Genomic DNA, 16,619 nt, shown 5'->3' with positions numbered 1-16,619 from the left:
TATATCCCAGTCACTTGAAGATAAGAACAATCTCTCAAATTGAAAACTGCATTTATACCCAAGTAATTAGTGTAATCAAGTAACTAGTGCAATTGTGACATCCGATCTTTCACTTGCTCAGTAAACTCAGCGCGCAGCTCTGGTGATATACTCTTTTGTCTAGGCAGTGGCGCTAACATTGCATCAAGTGGTTGGCCATTTTGGCGTAGTTCATAATGTAAATGCGGCCCAGTAGAGCGTCCAGTATTGCCCGTTAATGCGATTTTTTGACCTTTTTTCACCTTATCCCCCACTTTGACAAGCGCTTGGCTCAAGTGGAAAAAGTGTGTGCTGTAAACCCGGCCATTACTGATCACAATATATTTACCGGCTAGCGGATGCTGCCCGACTTTTTTAACAATACCTTCTCCTGTTGCATATACCGGAGTGCCAATTGGCGTCTCTAGATCAGTGCCATAGTGCGGCGCATATTGATGAGTGACAGGATTTAAGCGGTGAGGATTAAACTCTGAGCTCACCGGATAAGCACGCCGTAAAGGTAGTCTATCCAGCGTTTTCTCAACACTTATACCATCGGGATAATAAAAATGTTCATCCTTAAAACGCACGACTTGAACATCTTTTCCTCGATGCTGATACCAAATGGCCATCACCTTACTGGCTCCAACACTTTGCTCGCCAATAACACTCTGTTCTAATTCAACGGAAAACTTATCTCCTATCGTAATGGGAGAAGTCACATCAACCTGCCAATACAGCGCCGTCGCGATGGTTTGAATATGCTCTTGAGTTAAACCAATAGCCCGTGCGCTTTGATAAAAATTACGCCCAACAATCCCAACTTTAACTACCGATCGTCTTTCAGCAGAAGTGACTAAAGGTCTAAATAAGAATTGGTTATTTACTTTGGTATATACACTACTTAAACGAGGACTTCGGTGGATCTGCACCGAGAGTAAACGACCTGAATCATCCTGCATCCACTCAACTACCTGACCGTTGAGCAAAGTAATCGCTTGAGGGCGCAGCTTAATCATCGCCAGTAAATCATCATGACTTAAACCGTAAAGCTTAAAAATATCCGCAAGAGTTTCACCAGACTGAACTTTGTGGCTATAGCTACGTTGTGTTTGCTGCTGGTCGATAACATCTTTTTCTAGCGTCAGACTAGGATCATTTCTTTCTAATACCGCTTCTGAAAAAACACTTTCTGCATGATTGAATGAAAATGGTGAGGACTTGAATAGCGGAGAGTGGCTAGTTGAGAAGATAAAATAATAACTAAGTACAGCTACTACGGGCAGCAATAGCAAAAGCAGCCACGCCCATAGACGAAGCTGCTTTTTATTACCTATCTTTTGGTACTTGTTATACAAAAATATTCCTTAACGGGTAAGGCACTGGCTAAAGCTGGTTCCGAGATCCTGTAAGTATTGGAAATAAGCGCCAGGCTTTGCTTCATATTCAGTTGCCAGTGGATCCAACACTCCATGATTAACATCCGTTCCACGAGTTACAGAGTCAATTACCGCAGGCGTAAATTGAGGTTCAGCAAACACACAATAGACCTCATTTGTCTGAAGAGCGTTTCTGATCGCAATTAAGCTTTTTGCTCCAGGTCGGCGATCAGGAGAAACCGTAAAAGCACCTAAGTGGTTTAAACCAAAGTAATTTTCATAGTAGCTGTAGGCATCATGGAAAACATAATAACCATGCTTTTGAACGGGCGCTATTTTTTGCTTCACTTCCGCAATGGTGGTATCTAAATGTTGAGTGAATTCTGCATAGTTTTGCGCATACTGCTCACTATGACTCGGGTCAAGAGCAATGAGCTTATCTGAAATCACTTTTGCCATTTGCTGAGCTTGAACAGGGCCTAACCACAAGTGAGGATTGTAGTTACCATGATGGTGATGTCCATCATCATGTGCTTCATGATCGTGCTCTTCATGGCCGTGTTCATCATGCTGGTCATAAACGATTTTATCTATTTGCTCAGACTGATCCAGTTGCAGAGTATTGTTACTCCCCTCCAGCACGCCTTCCAAAAACGATTCTAAACCCGGTCCAATCCACACAAATAAATCGACTGATTTTAATTTACGTACATCAGAAGGTTTTAACGCATAGTCATGAGGGGAAGTATTATTGGCAAGCAATACCTCGGTATCCGTCACCCCTTTCGTTAGCTCTTGAGTTATTAATTGTAATGGCTTAATAGATGTCAGTACTGATATTGGTTGTTCTTCACTCTTTGACCAAGCAGCATGTGAGACAAAACCAAATATCATTACAACCGCGATCCATGCTTGTGATAAAATGCGTTGCATTCGTTTCTCCAAATAGAATGTTTTATCAATGGCTATCGTTATGGCGATTCATAGTAGCAATTGATAGTTATGGTAATCATTTTACATAATGTTACTATATAACATTACACATCATCAAGCTGGTTAACAATGTCTGAATTAATTCGTCTCGACAACATCACTGTTAAGTTCAACGATAAGTCGGTGCTCGATAATATTAGCCTGACCATAAATAAAGGTGAAATCACCACAATCATTGGTCCTAATGGTGCAGGAAAATCTACACTCGTTAAAATTATGCTCGGGTTAATTAAATCGACTTCCGGTACCATTACCAAAAAAAATAAATTACGCATTGGCTATGTCCCGCAAAAGTTGCGCTTAAATGACAGCTTGCCTTTGACCGTCGACCGTTTCCTCAAGCTTGCAGGACGCTATAGTGCAAATGAACGTATGGAAGCTTTACGTTTAGTCGGTGCTGAAAGTTTATATAAAAATGATATGCATAAGCTATCTGGTGGGGAAAACCAGCGAGTACTGCTTGCTCGTGCATTGCTCCAGCGCCCTGATTTATTGGTTCTTGATGAGCCAGCTCAAGGTGTGGATGTTCAAGGACAAATTGATTTATACACTTTAATTAACTCATTAAGACAACGCTTTCGCTGCGCCGTCTTGATGGTATCTCATGATTTGCATCTCGTTATGGCTCAAACCGACGAAGTCATTTGTTTACATCACCATATTTGCTGTTCCGGTGCGCCAGAAGCCATTACCCAGCACCCTTCTTATATCGCTATGTTTGGCCAAACCGCCAAAGATACATTAGCTTTTTACCATCATAACCATCGACATCATCACGATCTCGCTGGTGACGCTATCGAAGGTGAACCAGAAGCTTGCTCACATACTAACTGTGCTCATACTTCAACTCACCAGCAAAAACGTGGACACTAACCCATGCTTGATATTTTATTACCTTCTATTTTAGCCGGACTAGGTATCGCAATTATTTCTGGGCCACTTGGCTCACTAGTGGTATGGCGAAAAATGGCTTACTTTGGTGACACCTTAGCCCACGCTTCACTGCTTGGTTTAGCGCTCGGTTTTTTATTGGACATCAATTTATATTTAGCTTTAGTGGTATGTTGCCTTGGGTTAGCGGTATTACTTGCTGCGCTTCAAGAACAAAAGGTTATTGCAACCGATACCTTACTCGGCATTCTCGCCCATAGTGCTTTGTCTTTAGGCTTAGTGGCTGTGAGCTTCTTAGATAATGTGCGTGTTGATTTAATGAGCTATTTGTTTGGTGACTTATTAGCGATAAGCCCATCTGATCTCACCTTTGTTTATCTCGGCGGTGCCGTCATCATGGCATTATTGGTGTTCTTTTGGCGCGCTTTACTTTCCACTTCAATAAGTGAAGAGCTCGCGAGTGTAGAAGGCATTAATGTCCCGTTAATGCGTGTCGTGCTGATGTTATTAGTTGGACTTGTGATTGCGGTGGGAATGAAGTTTGTTGGAGCATTAATTATTACTTCGCTATTAATTATCCCGGCAGCTACCGCAAGACGCTTTTCAAATACACCCGAGCAAATGGCAATTGGAGCCTCTTGCATTGGCATGGTAGCGGTACTATGCGGCTTATCACTTTCTTGGTTTTACGATACACCAGCCGGCCCTTCTGTGGTTATTTCAGCAACCGCGATGTTTATGCTTAGCCAATTGAAACCTCATAACAGCTAAGTCGCTCAAAGTTAACACTCTAAAAAACCAAGAGTTTAGTCTCTATCTCACTCTTGGTTTTCTTCCTTTTCACCCCATACAGTACCTAGTGTGATCCCCATCTCTCAGCCCTCAGGGCTACGCCCAAAAAATGAGCTCAAAGGAGGGTTTCTATTACCCTGAGCCATTCGATAATGATCTCATCCTACAATAACAACAAGAGATCATCATGATAAAACCAACCTACTCTCTTCTTACTACTGGCGTATTATCGCTAAGTTTATTTGCTAGCCAAGCTCAATCATCTCCAGCAATACCATCCGACGCTTGCCAGTTCCCCTCTGCTGCTCAAAGCAATGAACTACGTACTTATCAAATTATGGTGGAAAGCTTTGTAGATGGTGATAATAAAGCAAACTATGGGGATGGTTACGGTACAAGTCATCATAATGGTGACCTGCAAGGTATTATCAATTCTTTAGATTATATTCAATCGCTCGGAGTCAATGCGATCTGGCTGACTCCAATTTTTGCTTCTACTCCTATTGAAGGTCAATCGCATTGGGATGATAAGTTAGATGCTACCGGCTATTTCGCCAGCGACTACTTCAAAATAGATCCTAAATTTGGCACGTTAGAGCAAGCTAAATCCTTAGTAGAAGAAGCTCATAAACGAGGGTTATATGTGTTTTTTGATGGTGTATTTGGCCACCATAAATCGAACATTGTACCTTCGCCAAGTGGACTAACACCGCATGGTCCTAACAATCCAGTATCCTACCCTCAAAGTTTGCCGTTTTATCAAGAAGTCGTGAGCTATTGGATAAAAGAATTAAAAATAGATGGCTGGCGTTTAGATCAAGCTTATCAGGTCCCGACACAAGATTGGATCAAATTAAAAAATACAGTGCAGCAAGCTTCTAAAAGCGTCATGTATAAAAACCAACAAGGGCAACAAGTACACCCTCTAGGTTACATGGTGGCCGAAATTTGGAACAACCAAAACTACATCACAGAGCACGGTTATGGCTCAAATGAGCAACCTGTATTATGTTCTGCATTTGATTTTCCAATGCGGTATCGCTTAGTAGAAACCTTTGCAGTCAATGAAAATGGTATTGGTGAGAAAGGTGGTAATTGGCTTGCTCAAGGAATGGACTTACATGCTCTTTACCCTAAACACGCACGCCCAAATTTAATGTTAGGAAATCACGACTTAGTACGATTTGGTGATTTATTGCAGCGTGGCTATATCGCTCAACCTAAAGATGAGAGCTACTGGCAACGACATTTAGCCGCCATAAGTTTTATGACCGCCTATACAGGACCGATCACATTATATTATGGCGATGAGATTGGTGATGAAGTCGCTCATTTTTCAGATAAGGTTCCCAATGATATTTGTGCCGCTCAAGGTTGGTGCGATGATCATGTGGCTCGTTCTAGTGCCAAAATTGAAGGCTTAACTGCCAATTTAACCACTCAGCAAACGCAACTAAAACAACAAGTCAGCCAACTTATGGCCTTACGCGCAGCTAACCCAGTGCTATCGCAAGGTGAGCGTCTATCGATACTAGCGACTCAAGATGTGTATATCGATCATAAAAGCTATCAGAATCAATCGATGATTTTTGTGCTAAGTACCTCTAACAAACCGCAGACTATCAGACTAAAATCCGAACAGATTGGTTCATCAGGAACACTCGTAGACATGAGGACGAATGATAAAATTGATCCTATTCAAGGTGACTACCAAATAACGCTATTACCATTTTCGGCGAAGTTTTTATCCATCCAGCAACCAACTAAATTAGTCGTCAAAAAAGCACAAGTATCGCTATCGGGTAACGGTTTTTTGGCGCAATGTGATAATCCGACGTTAGACGAAACTGGTCCTATCGACAAACCTCTCTATGTTGTCGGTGATTTTACCGATTCGGGTTGGAAACATGTGGCGGCTCGACAATTCCACTATAAAGGAAAAGGTGTTTATCAAGCGATCGTAGACGAACAAGCTGGTAGCTATCGAATGCAATATGCCAGCAAAGATTGGAAGCCTCAGTTTACTTCTGCCACTCTGGAAGTCAGCGCGGGTAAAACAAACCAATTAAAATATGGTGGCTATGGTAAAGATACCGCGGCGCTAATCCCTAGCTCAGGGAAATATGTTTGGAGTCTACAATTTTCTGACTCAGGAAGTCCTGAAAAAATAATGCTATCCAAATGTAAGTAGCTAAAATACCATTCTAGAATCAAGCCGGATGTTACTTCATCCGGCTTTAATTTATTACTATTAAGCTAAACGGTGTGTACCGCATAGTTTATTGCCCGCCGGATCGCGCAAATAAGCCAGATACAAACGACCTGCCATTCCATTTCGCTCACCCGGAGGATCTTCACAGGTAATTCCACCATTCGCTACACCAGCATCATGCCATGCATGTACAAGTTCAGGCGTTGCAATCGCAAACCCGAAAGTCGAACCATTACCATGGCTGGCAGCCTCACCGTTCAATGGTTTCTTAATAATAAAGACGCCCGTTGATGTGGCATAAATACAACTATCACCTTTAATGATCCCAGGCTCGTACCCCAGAGTACCTAATATGGCATCGTAGAATTTTTTCGATGCTTCAAGATCCGTAGCACCAAGCATGATATGACTAAACATAGTTATTCCTTTCAATGAGTGAAATAAGGTGTCTCGTTCACTGTATCTATTTATATATAAAAAACCAATAAAAAAGGCCACCCGAAGATGACCTTTCATACTAAAGAGTAGATAACGAAAGCTTACCAGCCTGTCACTTCTTTTAGTGCATCGCCAATTTCTGCCAATGACTTCGTTGTTTTTACACCAGCAGCTTCAAGTGCTGCAAATTTATCTTCAGCAGTACCTTTACCACCAGAAATAATCGCACCAGCATGGCCCATACGTTTACCCGGAGGAGCCGTTACACCTGCAATGTAAGAAACGACAGGCTTAGTAACATTCGCTTTAATATAAGCCGCTGCTTCTTCTTCTGCCGTACCACCGATTTCACCAATCATTACGATTGCTTCGGTCGCTGGATCGTTTTGGAACATTTCCAATACATCGATAAAGTTAGTGCCTGGAATTGGGTCACCACCAATACCAACACAAGTCGATTGACCAAAACCAGCATCCGTCGTTTGCTTAACCGCTTCGTACGTTAGTGTACCTGAACGAGAAACGATACCTACGCGACCTGGCTTATGAATATGACCTGGCATGATACCAATCTTACATTCACCCGGAGTAATCACACCTGGGCAGTTAGGACCAATCATGCGAACGCCGGTTTCTTCTAGCTTCACTTTTACGTCAAGCATATCAAGCGTAGGAATACCTTCTGTGATCGTTACAATCAGTTCAATACCAGCATCAATCGCTTCTAAAATTGCATCTTTACAAAATGCAGCCGGTACATAAATAACCGTTGCCGTTGCGCCCGTTGCTTCAACTGCTTCGCGGACGGTATTAAATACTGGAAGACCTAGATGCTCAGTACCACCTTTACCTGGAGATACACCACCTACCATTTGTGTTCCATAAGCAATCGCTTGCTCTGAGTGGAACGTACCTTGACCGCCAGTGAAACCTTGGCAAATAACTTTGGTATCTTTATTAATTAGTACTGACATTATTTGCCCTCCGCCGCTTTAACTACTTGAACTGCTGCATCTTTAAGAGATGTTGCTGCAATGATATCTAAACCAGATTTCGCCAATACTTCACGGCCAAGCTCTGCGTTTGTGCCTTCAAGACGAACCACTACTGGTACTTCAACGCCGACTTCTTTCACTGCGCCAATGATACCTTCTGCAATCATGTCACAACGAACGATACCACCAAAGATGTTCACTAGAACCGCTTTTACATTGGTGTCAGACAAGATGATCTTAAATGCTTCAGCAACACGTTCTTTAGTTGCGCCGCCGCCTACATCAAGGAAGTTTGCAGGCTTACCACCGTGTAGGTTAACGATGTCCATAGTCCCCATCGCAAGGCCAGCACCATTTACCATGCAACCAACATTACCATCTAAAGCAACATAGTTAAGTTCGTATTGTGCCGCATGTGCTTCACGCTCATCTTCTTGAGATGGATCGTGCATTTCACGCAATTTTGGTTGACGGTACATCGCATTTGAATCGATGTTAATTTTACCGTCTAGACACAATAGATCGCCTGAACCTGTAATAACCAATGGATTAATTTCAAGTAACGCTAAATCGTATTGTGCAAACATAGTACCTAGACCCATGAAGATCTGAGTAAACTGTTTGATTTGATTGCCTTTAAGGCCAAGTTTGAATGCAAGTTCACGTCCTTGGTATGCCTGAGGGCCAACCAATGGATCGATCGCTGCTTTATGAATAAGTTCTGGCGTTTCTTCCGCCACTTTTTCGATTTCAACACCGCCTTCCGTTGATGCCATGAACACGATACGACGTGTACCACGGTCAACCACTGCACCTAGGTACAATTCATTGGCGATGTCTGATGCTTCTTCCACCAAGATTTTCGTCACTGGTTGGCCGTTAGCATCTGTTTGATAAGTCACTAAGTTTTTACCTAGCCACTTTTGAGCAAATTCTTTTACACCATCTTTGGTGTCGTGCAGTTCCACACCGCCCGCTTTACCGCGACCACCAGCATGTACCTGACATTTCACCACTTTCTTCGCGGTATTAATGCGACCTGCGGCTTCATAAGCTTCAAGAGGAGTATTGCAAGCGTAACCTTCCGGTACTGGCAATCCGAATTCAGCGAACAGCTGTTTAGCTTGATATTCATGCAAATTCATTGTGCTATTTCCATTTCATTATCCGTGAGGATTTATTATTTCCATTGGCATTTAATGTAAGTAAGGGAATGCCATTATTTATGTAGGTGTACTTTTTTATTTGATTGGGTAGCTATAGACCAACAACTACCCAATTTATTGCTCATTTCAATATCGCGATTAGATATCAAGTAACAAGCGAGCTGGATCTTCCAGTAACTCTTTGATGGTTACTAAGAATCCAACAGATTCACGGCCATCAATCAGACGGTGGTCGTAAGACAGAGCAAGGTACATCATTGGTAAAATTTCTACTTTACCGTTTACCGCCATTGGACGATCTTGGATTTTGTGCATGCCCAAGATTGCCGCTTGTGGTGGGTTGATGATTGGTGTCGACATTAATGAGCCAAATACACCACCATTTGTGATAGTGAAGTTACCGCCCATTAAATCTTCAACTTGCAATTTGCCATCACGCCCTTTGATTGCAAGCTCTTTAATGCCTTTTTCAATATCAGCAAAACCTAGTGTGTCACAGTCTTTTAGTACTGGAGTAACAAGGCCACGTGGCGTAGAAACCGCCATGCTGATATCAAAATAGTTGTGATAAACGATATCATCGCCATCGATAGAAGCATTCACTTCAGGGTAACGCTTCAACGCTTCTGTTACCGCTTTAACATAGAAAGACATAAAGCCTAAGCGCGTATCATGACGCTTCTCAAACTGGTCTTTATATTGAGCACGAAGATCCATAATTGGCTTCATGTTCACTTCGTTAAAGGTTGTCAGCATCGCGGTTGAATTTTTCGCTTCAAGCAGACGATTTGCGACCGTTTTACGTAAACGAGTCATTGGTACACGTTTTTCAGTACGAGCAGCGGTAGACGCTTCAACTTGAGCTTCTTTCTCTTCTTTCGCTGGCGCGGCTGATTTCTTAGCAAGGTGCGCATCAACATCTTCACGAGTAATACGACCACCAACACCAGTACCTTTCACATCAGATGCTTCAAGGTTGTGTTCCGCTAATAAACGACGAACCGCAGGACTTAGTGCGTCATTAGACTCTTCACTTAAAGCTGCTTTATGGCGTTTATCTGGCGATGCTTCGCTTGACTCTGCTTTATCTTTAGTTGGTTCTCCAGCGACTGCGCCTGCTTTCAATTTAGCGATTAGCTGCTTTGAAAGAACTGTTGCCCCTTCTTCTTCCACAATGGCTTCTAACACGCCATCATCAGGAGCAGGTACTTCTAGCACTACTTTGTCAGTTTCAATTTCAACCAACACTTCATCACGTTGTACCGAGTCACCCGGTTGTTTGTGCCATGTAGCAATAGTCGCATCTGCTACGGATTCAGGTAAATCTGGAACCAGAATTTCAATTGTCATATCTGTAAAGTCCTTATCTCTAGTTCATTCAACTAGGAGTAATAATCCACTGCACTAAAAGTCTAAATTCAAAGCATCATCCACTAACGCTTTCTGTTGCTTCAAGTGTACCGACATATAACCAACCGCTGGAGAAGCAGAAGCTGGTCGACCTGCATATTTTAATGTTGCACCATTTGGCAATGCGAAACGCATATTGTGTTGGCTGCTATACCATGCACCTTGGTTTTGTGGCTCTTCTTGACACCATACAAAATCTTCAACATTGGTATATTGCTCAATCGCTTTGCTCACATCATCGTATGGGAATGGATAAAGCTGCTCCACACGAATAATTGCTACATCGTCTTGCTCATTCTTACGGCGCTGCTCAAGTAAGTCGTAATAAACTTTTCCTGAACACATCACAACACGTTTCACTTTGCTTGCTTCTAGCTCATCCGTTTCTGGAATCGCAGCTTGGAACGTGCCTTGTGCTAACTCTTCTAGTGTTGAAGTACACAAAGGATGACGTAATAAAGATTTTGGCGACATCACAATCAGTGGACGACGCATCGGACGCACAACCTGACGGCGAATCATGTGATAAACCTGAGCTGGCGTTGAAGGAACAACCACCTGCATATTTTGCTCAGCACACAATTGAAGGTAACGTTCTAGACGAGCCGATGAATGCTCTGGACCTTGACCTTCATAACCATGAGGTAGCAGCATAGTTAGACCACATAAGCGACCCCACTTTTGCTCACCCGATGAAATAAATTGGTCAATCACAACTTGGGCACCATTGGCGAAATCACCAAACTGAGCTTCCCAGATAGTCAAACCACTAGGCTCAGCCGTTGCATAGCCATATTCAAAGGCCAATACGGCTTCTTCAGATAAGACAGAATCAAACACTTGGAATGGACCCTGGCTATCGTGAATATGTGCAAGTGGCATATAAGTGCTGGCGGTTTCTTGATCATGCAATACTGCATGGCGATGGAAGAAAGTACCACGACCTGAATCTTGACCGGTGATACGAATACGTTTTCCATCATCGACAAGAGTGGCATAAGCTAAAGTTTCAGCCATACCCCAGTCAATCATCTTATCTCCACTCACCATAGAGCAGCGATCGTTATACAGTTTCGCAACCCGACTTTGCAGTTTATGGCTTTCAGGGAACTGACAAACCTTGCTACCTAGCTCTGATAAACGAGTGAAGTCAACTTGGTCATCCCAAGCTTCATTCCACTCATGACCTAGGTAAGGAGTCCAGTCAACAGAGTGCAGTGCCATCGGACGCCACTCTTTCACTACGACCTCACCACGATCAAGTGCATCACGGTATTCGTTAACCATTTGAGTCGCATCTTCTAACTCAATATCTTTACGGTCAACTAGTACATCTGCGTACAATTTACGTGGTGTTGGGTGCTTCTTGATCTTTTGATACATCAAAGGCTGAGTTGCATTTGGCTCATCGGCTTCGTTATGGCCATGACGGCGATAACATACCAAATCAATGACAACGTCACGTTTAAAGGTATTACGATAATCTAAAGCGATGCGAGTAATAAAGGCTACCGCTTCTGGATCATCAGAATTCACATGGAAAATCGGGGCCTGTACCATCTTAGCGATATCAGTACAGTACATGGTTGAGCGCATATCGCGTGGATTAGATGTAGTAAAACCAATCTGGTTATTCACCACGATGCGAACCGTACCACCGACTTGATAGCCGCGAGCTTGAGACATGTTAAAAGTCTCAGCAACCACACCTTGACCAGCTATTGCCGAGTCACCATGAATAGTAATTGGTAGAACTTTACTGCCATCTTTGTCGTTTAAACGATCTTGACGAGCACGTACCGAACCAATCACTACCGGGTTGACGATCTCTAAGTGAGATGGGTTAAATGCTAAGGCTAAATGCACATCTCCACCTGGTGTAGAGAAGTCAGCAGAGAAACCTTGGTGGTATTTCACATCACCGGTACCCCATGAATCACCGTGTTTGCCAGCAAATTCATCAAATAGGTCTTGTGGTTTTTTACCCAATACGTTGACTAACATATTTAAGCGACCACGGTGCGCCATACCAATAACCACTTCGCGCATGCCATTTGAGCCAGCATGACGAATCAATTCTTTTGTCATTGGTATTAATGCATCACCACCTTCTAATGAAAAACGTTTAGCACCAGGGAATTTTGCGCCTAAATAACGCTCAAGGCCTTCCGCTGCCGTTAATTCATGTAGAAAAGTAGATTTTTCTTCTGCGGTAAAAGTACCGTCACCTACCACTGATTCTAAGCGGTCTTGGATCCAACGCTTTTCTTCAGTGTTAGTGATGTGCATATATTCTGCACCAATTGAACCACAGTAGATTTTATTTAGGGCTTCGTAGATATCTTTCAACGGCATAGTGTCTTTGCCTACCGCAAAAGAACCGACGTTAAATGACTCTTGGAAGTCTTCAGGAGAGAGGTTATGAAACGTAGGATCAAGTTCAGCAACTGATTCACGTTTCCAAATATTGAGAGGGTCTAGATTTGCAGCTTGATGCCCACGGAAACGGTAAGCATTGATTAACTGCAAGACTTTTACTTGTTTAGCATCGACATCAGGATCACTAACTTGGACATTGTAATGCTTTGTCTCTTTCGCTAATCGTCTGAAGTAGTCACGAACACGGGAATGTGGTTGTTCACCTGCTACAGAAGCTTCTGCTGGTAGGCTATCAAACACCTCTTTCCATTCGTCACCGACTAAATCGGGGTCACTAAGATACAGTTCGTAGAGATCTTCTACGTAAGTTGCATTGGCGCCAGCCAAGTGTGAAGACTCGAGCCATGCCTTCATCACGCCGTTGTGCATATTTTCCCTTAACCTTTTTTGGTTTCAAATTATGCTTCGACACTTACTCAGCTATAAATGGTTACGATAAGTAAATGCCTAATTGTAAGTCGGCCTAGTGTAAGGCTGGGCCGACCTTCCTTGCCCTTAGAGCAATTTTTATACTGAGCGATTGATAAGCATTGTCTTAATGTGACCAATCGCTTTGGTTGGGTTTAATCCCTTAGGACAAACACTGACACAGTTCATTATCTCATGACAACGAAAAACGCTAAATGCATCGTCAAGATTTGACAAACGTTCATCTGTCGCCGTATCTCGGCTATCAATTAACCAACGATAGGCGGCTAATAAACCTGCTGGGCCAATAAATTTATCCGGGTTCCACCAGAATGACGGACAAGATGTCGTACAACATGCACACATAATGCAATCATACAAACCATCTAGATGAGCACGGTCTTCTGGTGATTGTAAGTTTTCACGCGATGGTGGTAATTCACTATCATTGATCAAATAAGGTTTAACCTTGGCATAGTTATCATAAAACTGAGCCATATCAACAATAAGGTCACGCACTACCGGTAAACCTGGCAGTGGACGAATGACCACTTTGCTTTTACCTAATAATGCCGACAAAGGCGTAATACACGCAAGGCCATTTTTGCCATTCATGTTTAAACCATCAGAACCACATACACCTTCACGGCATGAGCGACGGAAAGAAATGGTCGGATCTTGTTCTTTCAATAGAATAAGCGCATCAAGCACCATCATATCGGAACCTTCTTCCACTTCTAACTCGTAATCCTTCATGTAAGGTTTTTTGTCAGCATCCGGATTATAACGATACAAAGAGAAATTGACTTTCATTTGCTTAATCTCCCTTAGTAGACACGAGCTTTAGGTGGAAAGGCTTCACGCAGTACAGGCTGCATATTCACATCACGCTTAGACATATCTTCCGTTTCAGGATTATAAATCGAGTGACATAACCAATTGGCATCATCACGATCTGGGTAGTCAAATCGAGCATGTGCGCCACGGCTTTCAGTTCGATAATTCGCTGCAACCGCGGTTGCAAAAGCCGTTTCCATTAAGTTATCTAATTCTAAACATTCGATACGTTGAGTATTAAATTCGGTAGATTTATCCGATAAATAAGCATTTTTCAAACGCTCACGAATCGCTTTTAGCTCTTCTAACCCTTTTGCCATCGCATCACCTTCACGGAATACCGAGAAGTTATTTTGCATACAGCTTTGTAAGTCTTTGCGAATTTGTACCGGATCTTCACCGCCAGTACTGTTTTCCCAACGATTATAGCGAGCTAACGAAGCTTCGATATCGGCTTCAGTTGCTTCAGGTGTTTCAGCTTGAAGTGCCAAAGTTTCACCTAAATGCAGACCTGTCGCACGACCAAATACCACTAAATCAAGTAGCGAGTTACCACCTAGGCGGTTTGCACCATGTACCGATACAGAAGCAATTTCGCCACAAGCAAATAGCCCTTGAACTTCTTGGTCCTGACCGTTGGCATCTTGTTTAATCGCTTGACCTGAAACCTGAGTTGGCACCCCACCCATCATATAGTGACAAGTTGGGATAACTGGAATCGGTTCTTTAACGGGATCAACGTGAGCAAAGGTACGAGACAATTCAAGAATACCCGGCAGGCGAGCATCTAAAACTTCTTTACCTAAGTGATCCAGTTTCAATTTAATATGTGGACCCCAAGGACCGTCACAACCACGACCTTCACGAATTTCAATCATCATTGAACGTGCTACTACGTCACGACCGGCTAAATCTTTCGCATTCGGTGCATAACGTTCCATGAAACGTTCGCCATCTTTATTAAGAAGATAACCACCTTCGCCACGACAACCTTCAGTAACCAGTACACCTGCGCCAGCAATGCCAGTTGGGTGGAACTGCCACATTTCGATATCTTGCATAGGAACGCCAGCACGCAGAGCCATACCAACACCATCACCAGTGTTAATGTGCGCATTGGTAGTCGATTGATAAATACGACCTGCACCACCGGTTGCCAATACCGTTGCTTTGGCTTTGAAGTAGCAAATCTCACCAGTTTCCATGCAAAGTGCTGTGGTACCTAATACCGCACCTTCTTCATTTTTCACTAAATCAAGCGCATACCACTCAGAGAAAATAGTGGTTTTATGTTTGATGTTTTGCTGATAAAGCGTATGAAGTAATGCATGTCCAGTACGGTCAGCCGCGGCAGCAGTTCGAGCGGCTTGCTCACCACCGAAGTCTTTTGACTGGCCACCAAATGGACGTTGATAAATAGAACCATCTTCAAAACGAGAAAAAGGTAGGCCCATTTTTTCTAATTCAATGACTGATTCTGGACCATTTTTACACATATATTCGATAGCATTTTGGTCACCGATGTAATCCGAACCTTTTACGGTATCGTACATGTGCCACTGCCAATCATCTTTATGCGAATTGCCTAATGCTACTGTAATGCCACCTTGAGCAGAAACAGTATGAGAACGAGTTGGAAATACTTTTGAAAGCAACGCACAAGATAGGCCTTGCTCTGAAATTTGTAATGCAGCGCGCATACCAGCGCCACCAGCGCCGATCACAACGGCGTCAAATTCACGAACGGGAATACTCACTTACACACCCCACAAAATAAATAGACCAGAGAAGAAGTACGCAATCAGTGTCACAATGATCACTAGTTGTAATGCCACGCGTACTGCGGTTGGTTTAATATAATCAGTCAATACCTGCCACATACCAATCCAGGCATGGATCAGAACGCACAAAAGCGCCACCATAGTGAACACTTTAGTGAAAGTGCCGCTAAAAAATGACTGCCATGACAGGTAATTAATATCAGGGCCACAGGCTAAAAAGCCCACCATGTACACGGTATAAAGTGTCATGATGATGCCTGTTGCACGGATCAGGAGGTAATCATGAACTCCATTGCGTCCGAATGAAGAAATGTGCTTTACCATACAAGAACTCCTGCTAATACCGATAATACAGCGGTGACCACGAAAACAGCTTTAGCGCTTAACGCACCGCTTTCTTTCTCTTCAAAATATTTCATATCCATAAGTAGATGACGTACCCCACCACAGATGTGGTAAGCAAGAGCAGTCAAAATACCCCACAAAATGAATTTCACAGCAAAGCTATCAATAACGCTCGATGCTTGAGAAAAACCTACTGGAGATGATAAAGAGGTGGCAAGTAGCCATAATAAGATACCAACAGAAACAAACATAATGACACCAGAAACACGGTGCACAATGGATGCAATGGCAGAAATTGGGAAGTGTATTGTTTGTAAATCTAAGTTTACTGGTCTGGACTTTCTTTTATTCACGGGTGTGCTCACTCAGCTCCATCTAGAGCATTTATAGTTATTGACATAAATTGATTAAACACCCTGTAACTATTTAATTAACATTTCCATTCCAAAACACCCAGTCAATCTATGGATTTTTTTGCTAATTAAACATCTACCTCATCGAGAGAAGCTTCCGAA

14 protein-coding genes are annotated in these 16,619 nt (G+C 42.8%); 3 read left to right on the top strand and 11 right to left on the bottom strand.

The window, feature by feature from the left end; translation table 11 throughout:
* Positions 1-83: 83 nt before the first annotated feature.
* Both L3V25_RS09585 and znuA read right to left on the bottom strand, forming a co-directional pair.
* The gene (locus tag L3V25_RS09585; protein WP_237295150.1) at positions 84-1,376 is read right to left on the bottom strand and encodes a peptidoglycan DD-metalloendopeptidase family protein; all 1,293 of its coding nucleotides are present in this window, start codon (positions 1,374-1,376) and stop codon (positions 84-86) included.
* A 9-nt stretch (positions 1,377-1,385) separates the two neighbouring features.
* A complete protein-coding gene (gene znuA / locus L3V25_RS09580; protein ID WP_237295402.1) occupies positions 1,386-2,291 on the bottom strand; it encodes a zinc ABC transporter substrate-binding protein ZnuA in 906 nt (301 codons plus the stop codon).
* 168 nt (positions 2,292-2,459) lie between these two features.
* Between znuA and znuC the strand changes: the two genes are divergently transcribed.
* From znuC to L3V25_RS09565, 3 genes are all read left to right on the top strand, one after another.
* Complete coding sequence (gene znuC / locus L3V25_RS09575) at positions 2,460-3,263, top strand: zinc ABC transporter ATP-binding protein ZnuC (RefSeq protein ID WP_237295149.1); 804 nt, start codon at positions 2,460-2,462, stop codon at positions 3,261-3,263.
* Positions 3,264-3,266: 3 nt separating this feature from the next.
* Positions 3,267-4,052, top strand: a complete 786-nt coding sequence (gene znuB / locus L3V25_RS09570) for a zinc ABC transporter permease subunit ZnuB (protein ID WP_237295148.1) — start codon at positions 3,267-3,269, stop codon at positions 4,050-4,052.
* Positions 4,053-4,410: 358 nt separating this feature from the next.
* Positions 4,411-6,264, top strand: a complete 1,854-nt coding sequence (locus L3V25_RS09565; RefSeq protein ID WP_237295401.1) for an alpha-amylase family glycosyl hydrolase — start codon at positions 4,411-4,413, stop codon at positions 6,262-6,264.
* A gap of 60 nt (positions 6,265-6,324) precedes the next feature.
* Here the strand turns inward: L3V25_RS09565 and L3V25_RS09560 are convergent, their stop codons facing one another.
* The 9 genes from L3V25_RS09560 to sdhC all read right to left on the bottom strand — a co-directional run bounded on the left by L3V25_RS09560 (position 6,325) and on the right by sdhC (position 16,469).
* Positions 6,325-6,702 carry a VOC family protein gene (locus L3V25_RS09560; RefSeq protein WP_237295147.1) on the bottom strand — a complete coding sequence of 126 codons (378 nt, stop codon included), beginning with the start codon at positions 6,700-6,702 and terminating at the stop codon, positions 6,325-6,327.
* Positions 6,703-6,824: 122 nt separating this feature from the next.
* A complete protein-coding gene (gene sucD, locus L3V25_RS09555; RefSeq protein WP_027697012.1) occupies positions 6,825-7,697 on the bottom strand; it encodes a succinate--CoA ligase subunit alpha in 873 nt (290 codons plus the stop codon).
* Positions 7,697-8,863, bottom strand: a complete 1,167-nt coding sequence (sucC, locus tag L3V25_RS09550; RefSeq protein ID WP_027697011.1) for an ADP-forming succinate--CoA ligase subunit beta — start codon at positions 8,861-8,863, stop codon at positions 7,697-7,699. The genes sucD and sucC overlap by 1 nt, the downstream gene beginning before the upstream one ends.
* Before the next feature lie 159 nt (positions 8,864-9,022).
* Positions 9,023-10,234: a 2-oxoglutarate dehydrogenase complex dihydrolipoyllysine-residue succinyltransferase gene (gene odhB / locus L3V25_RS09545; protein WP_237295146.1), complete on the bottom strand. Its 1,212-nt coding sequence runs from the start codon at positions 10,232-10,234 to the stop codon at positions 9,023-9,025.
* A 54-nt stretch (positions 10,235-10,288) separates the two neighbouring features.
* Positions 10,289-13,102: a 2-oxoglutarate dehydrogenase E1 component gene (sucA, locus tag L3V25_RS09540; protein WP_237295145.1), complete on the bottom strand. Its 2,814-nt coding sequence runs from the start codon at positions 13,100-13,102 to the stop codon at positions 10,289-10,291.
* Positions 13,103-13,240: 138 nt separating this feature from the next.
* Positions 13,241-13,954 carry a succinate dehydrogenase iron-sulfur subunit gene (locus L3V25_RS09535; RefSeq protein WP_089123279.1) on the bottom strand — a complete coding sequence of 238 codons (714 nt, stop codon included), beginning with the start codon at positions 13,952-13,954 and terminating at the stop codon, positions 13,241-13,243.
* Positions 13,955-13,968: 14 nt separating this feature from the next.
* Entirely contained in the window at positions 13,969-15,735 is a 1,767-nt protein-coding gene (gene sdhA / locus L3V25_RS09530) for a succinate dehydrogenase flavoprotein subunit (RefSeq protein ID WP_089123280.1), read from the bottom strand.
* Complete coding sequence (gene sdhD, locus L3V25_RS09525) at positions 15,736-16,083, bottom strand: succinate dehydrogenase, hydrophobic membrane anchor protein (protein WP_237295144.1); 348 nt, start codon at positions 16,081-16,083, stop codon at positions 15,736-15,738.
* Entirely contained in the window at positions 16,077-16,469 is a 393-nt protein-coding gene (sdhC, locus tag L3V25_RS09520; RefSeq protein ID WP_027697005.1) for a succinate dehydrogenase cytochrome b556 subunit, read from the bottom strand. Before sdhC ends, sdhD begins: the two co-directional genes overlap by 7 nt.
* Positions 16,470-16,619: the final 150 nt, after the last annotated feature.

Source organism: Vibrio sp. CK2-1, from assembly GCF_021726515.1.
Taxonomy (GTDB): domain Bacteria; phylum Pseudomonadota; class Gammaproteobacteria; order Enterobacterales; family Vibrionaceae; genus Vibrio.
This window is presented reverse-complemented; position numbering and strand designations above follow the sequence as displayed.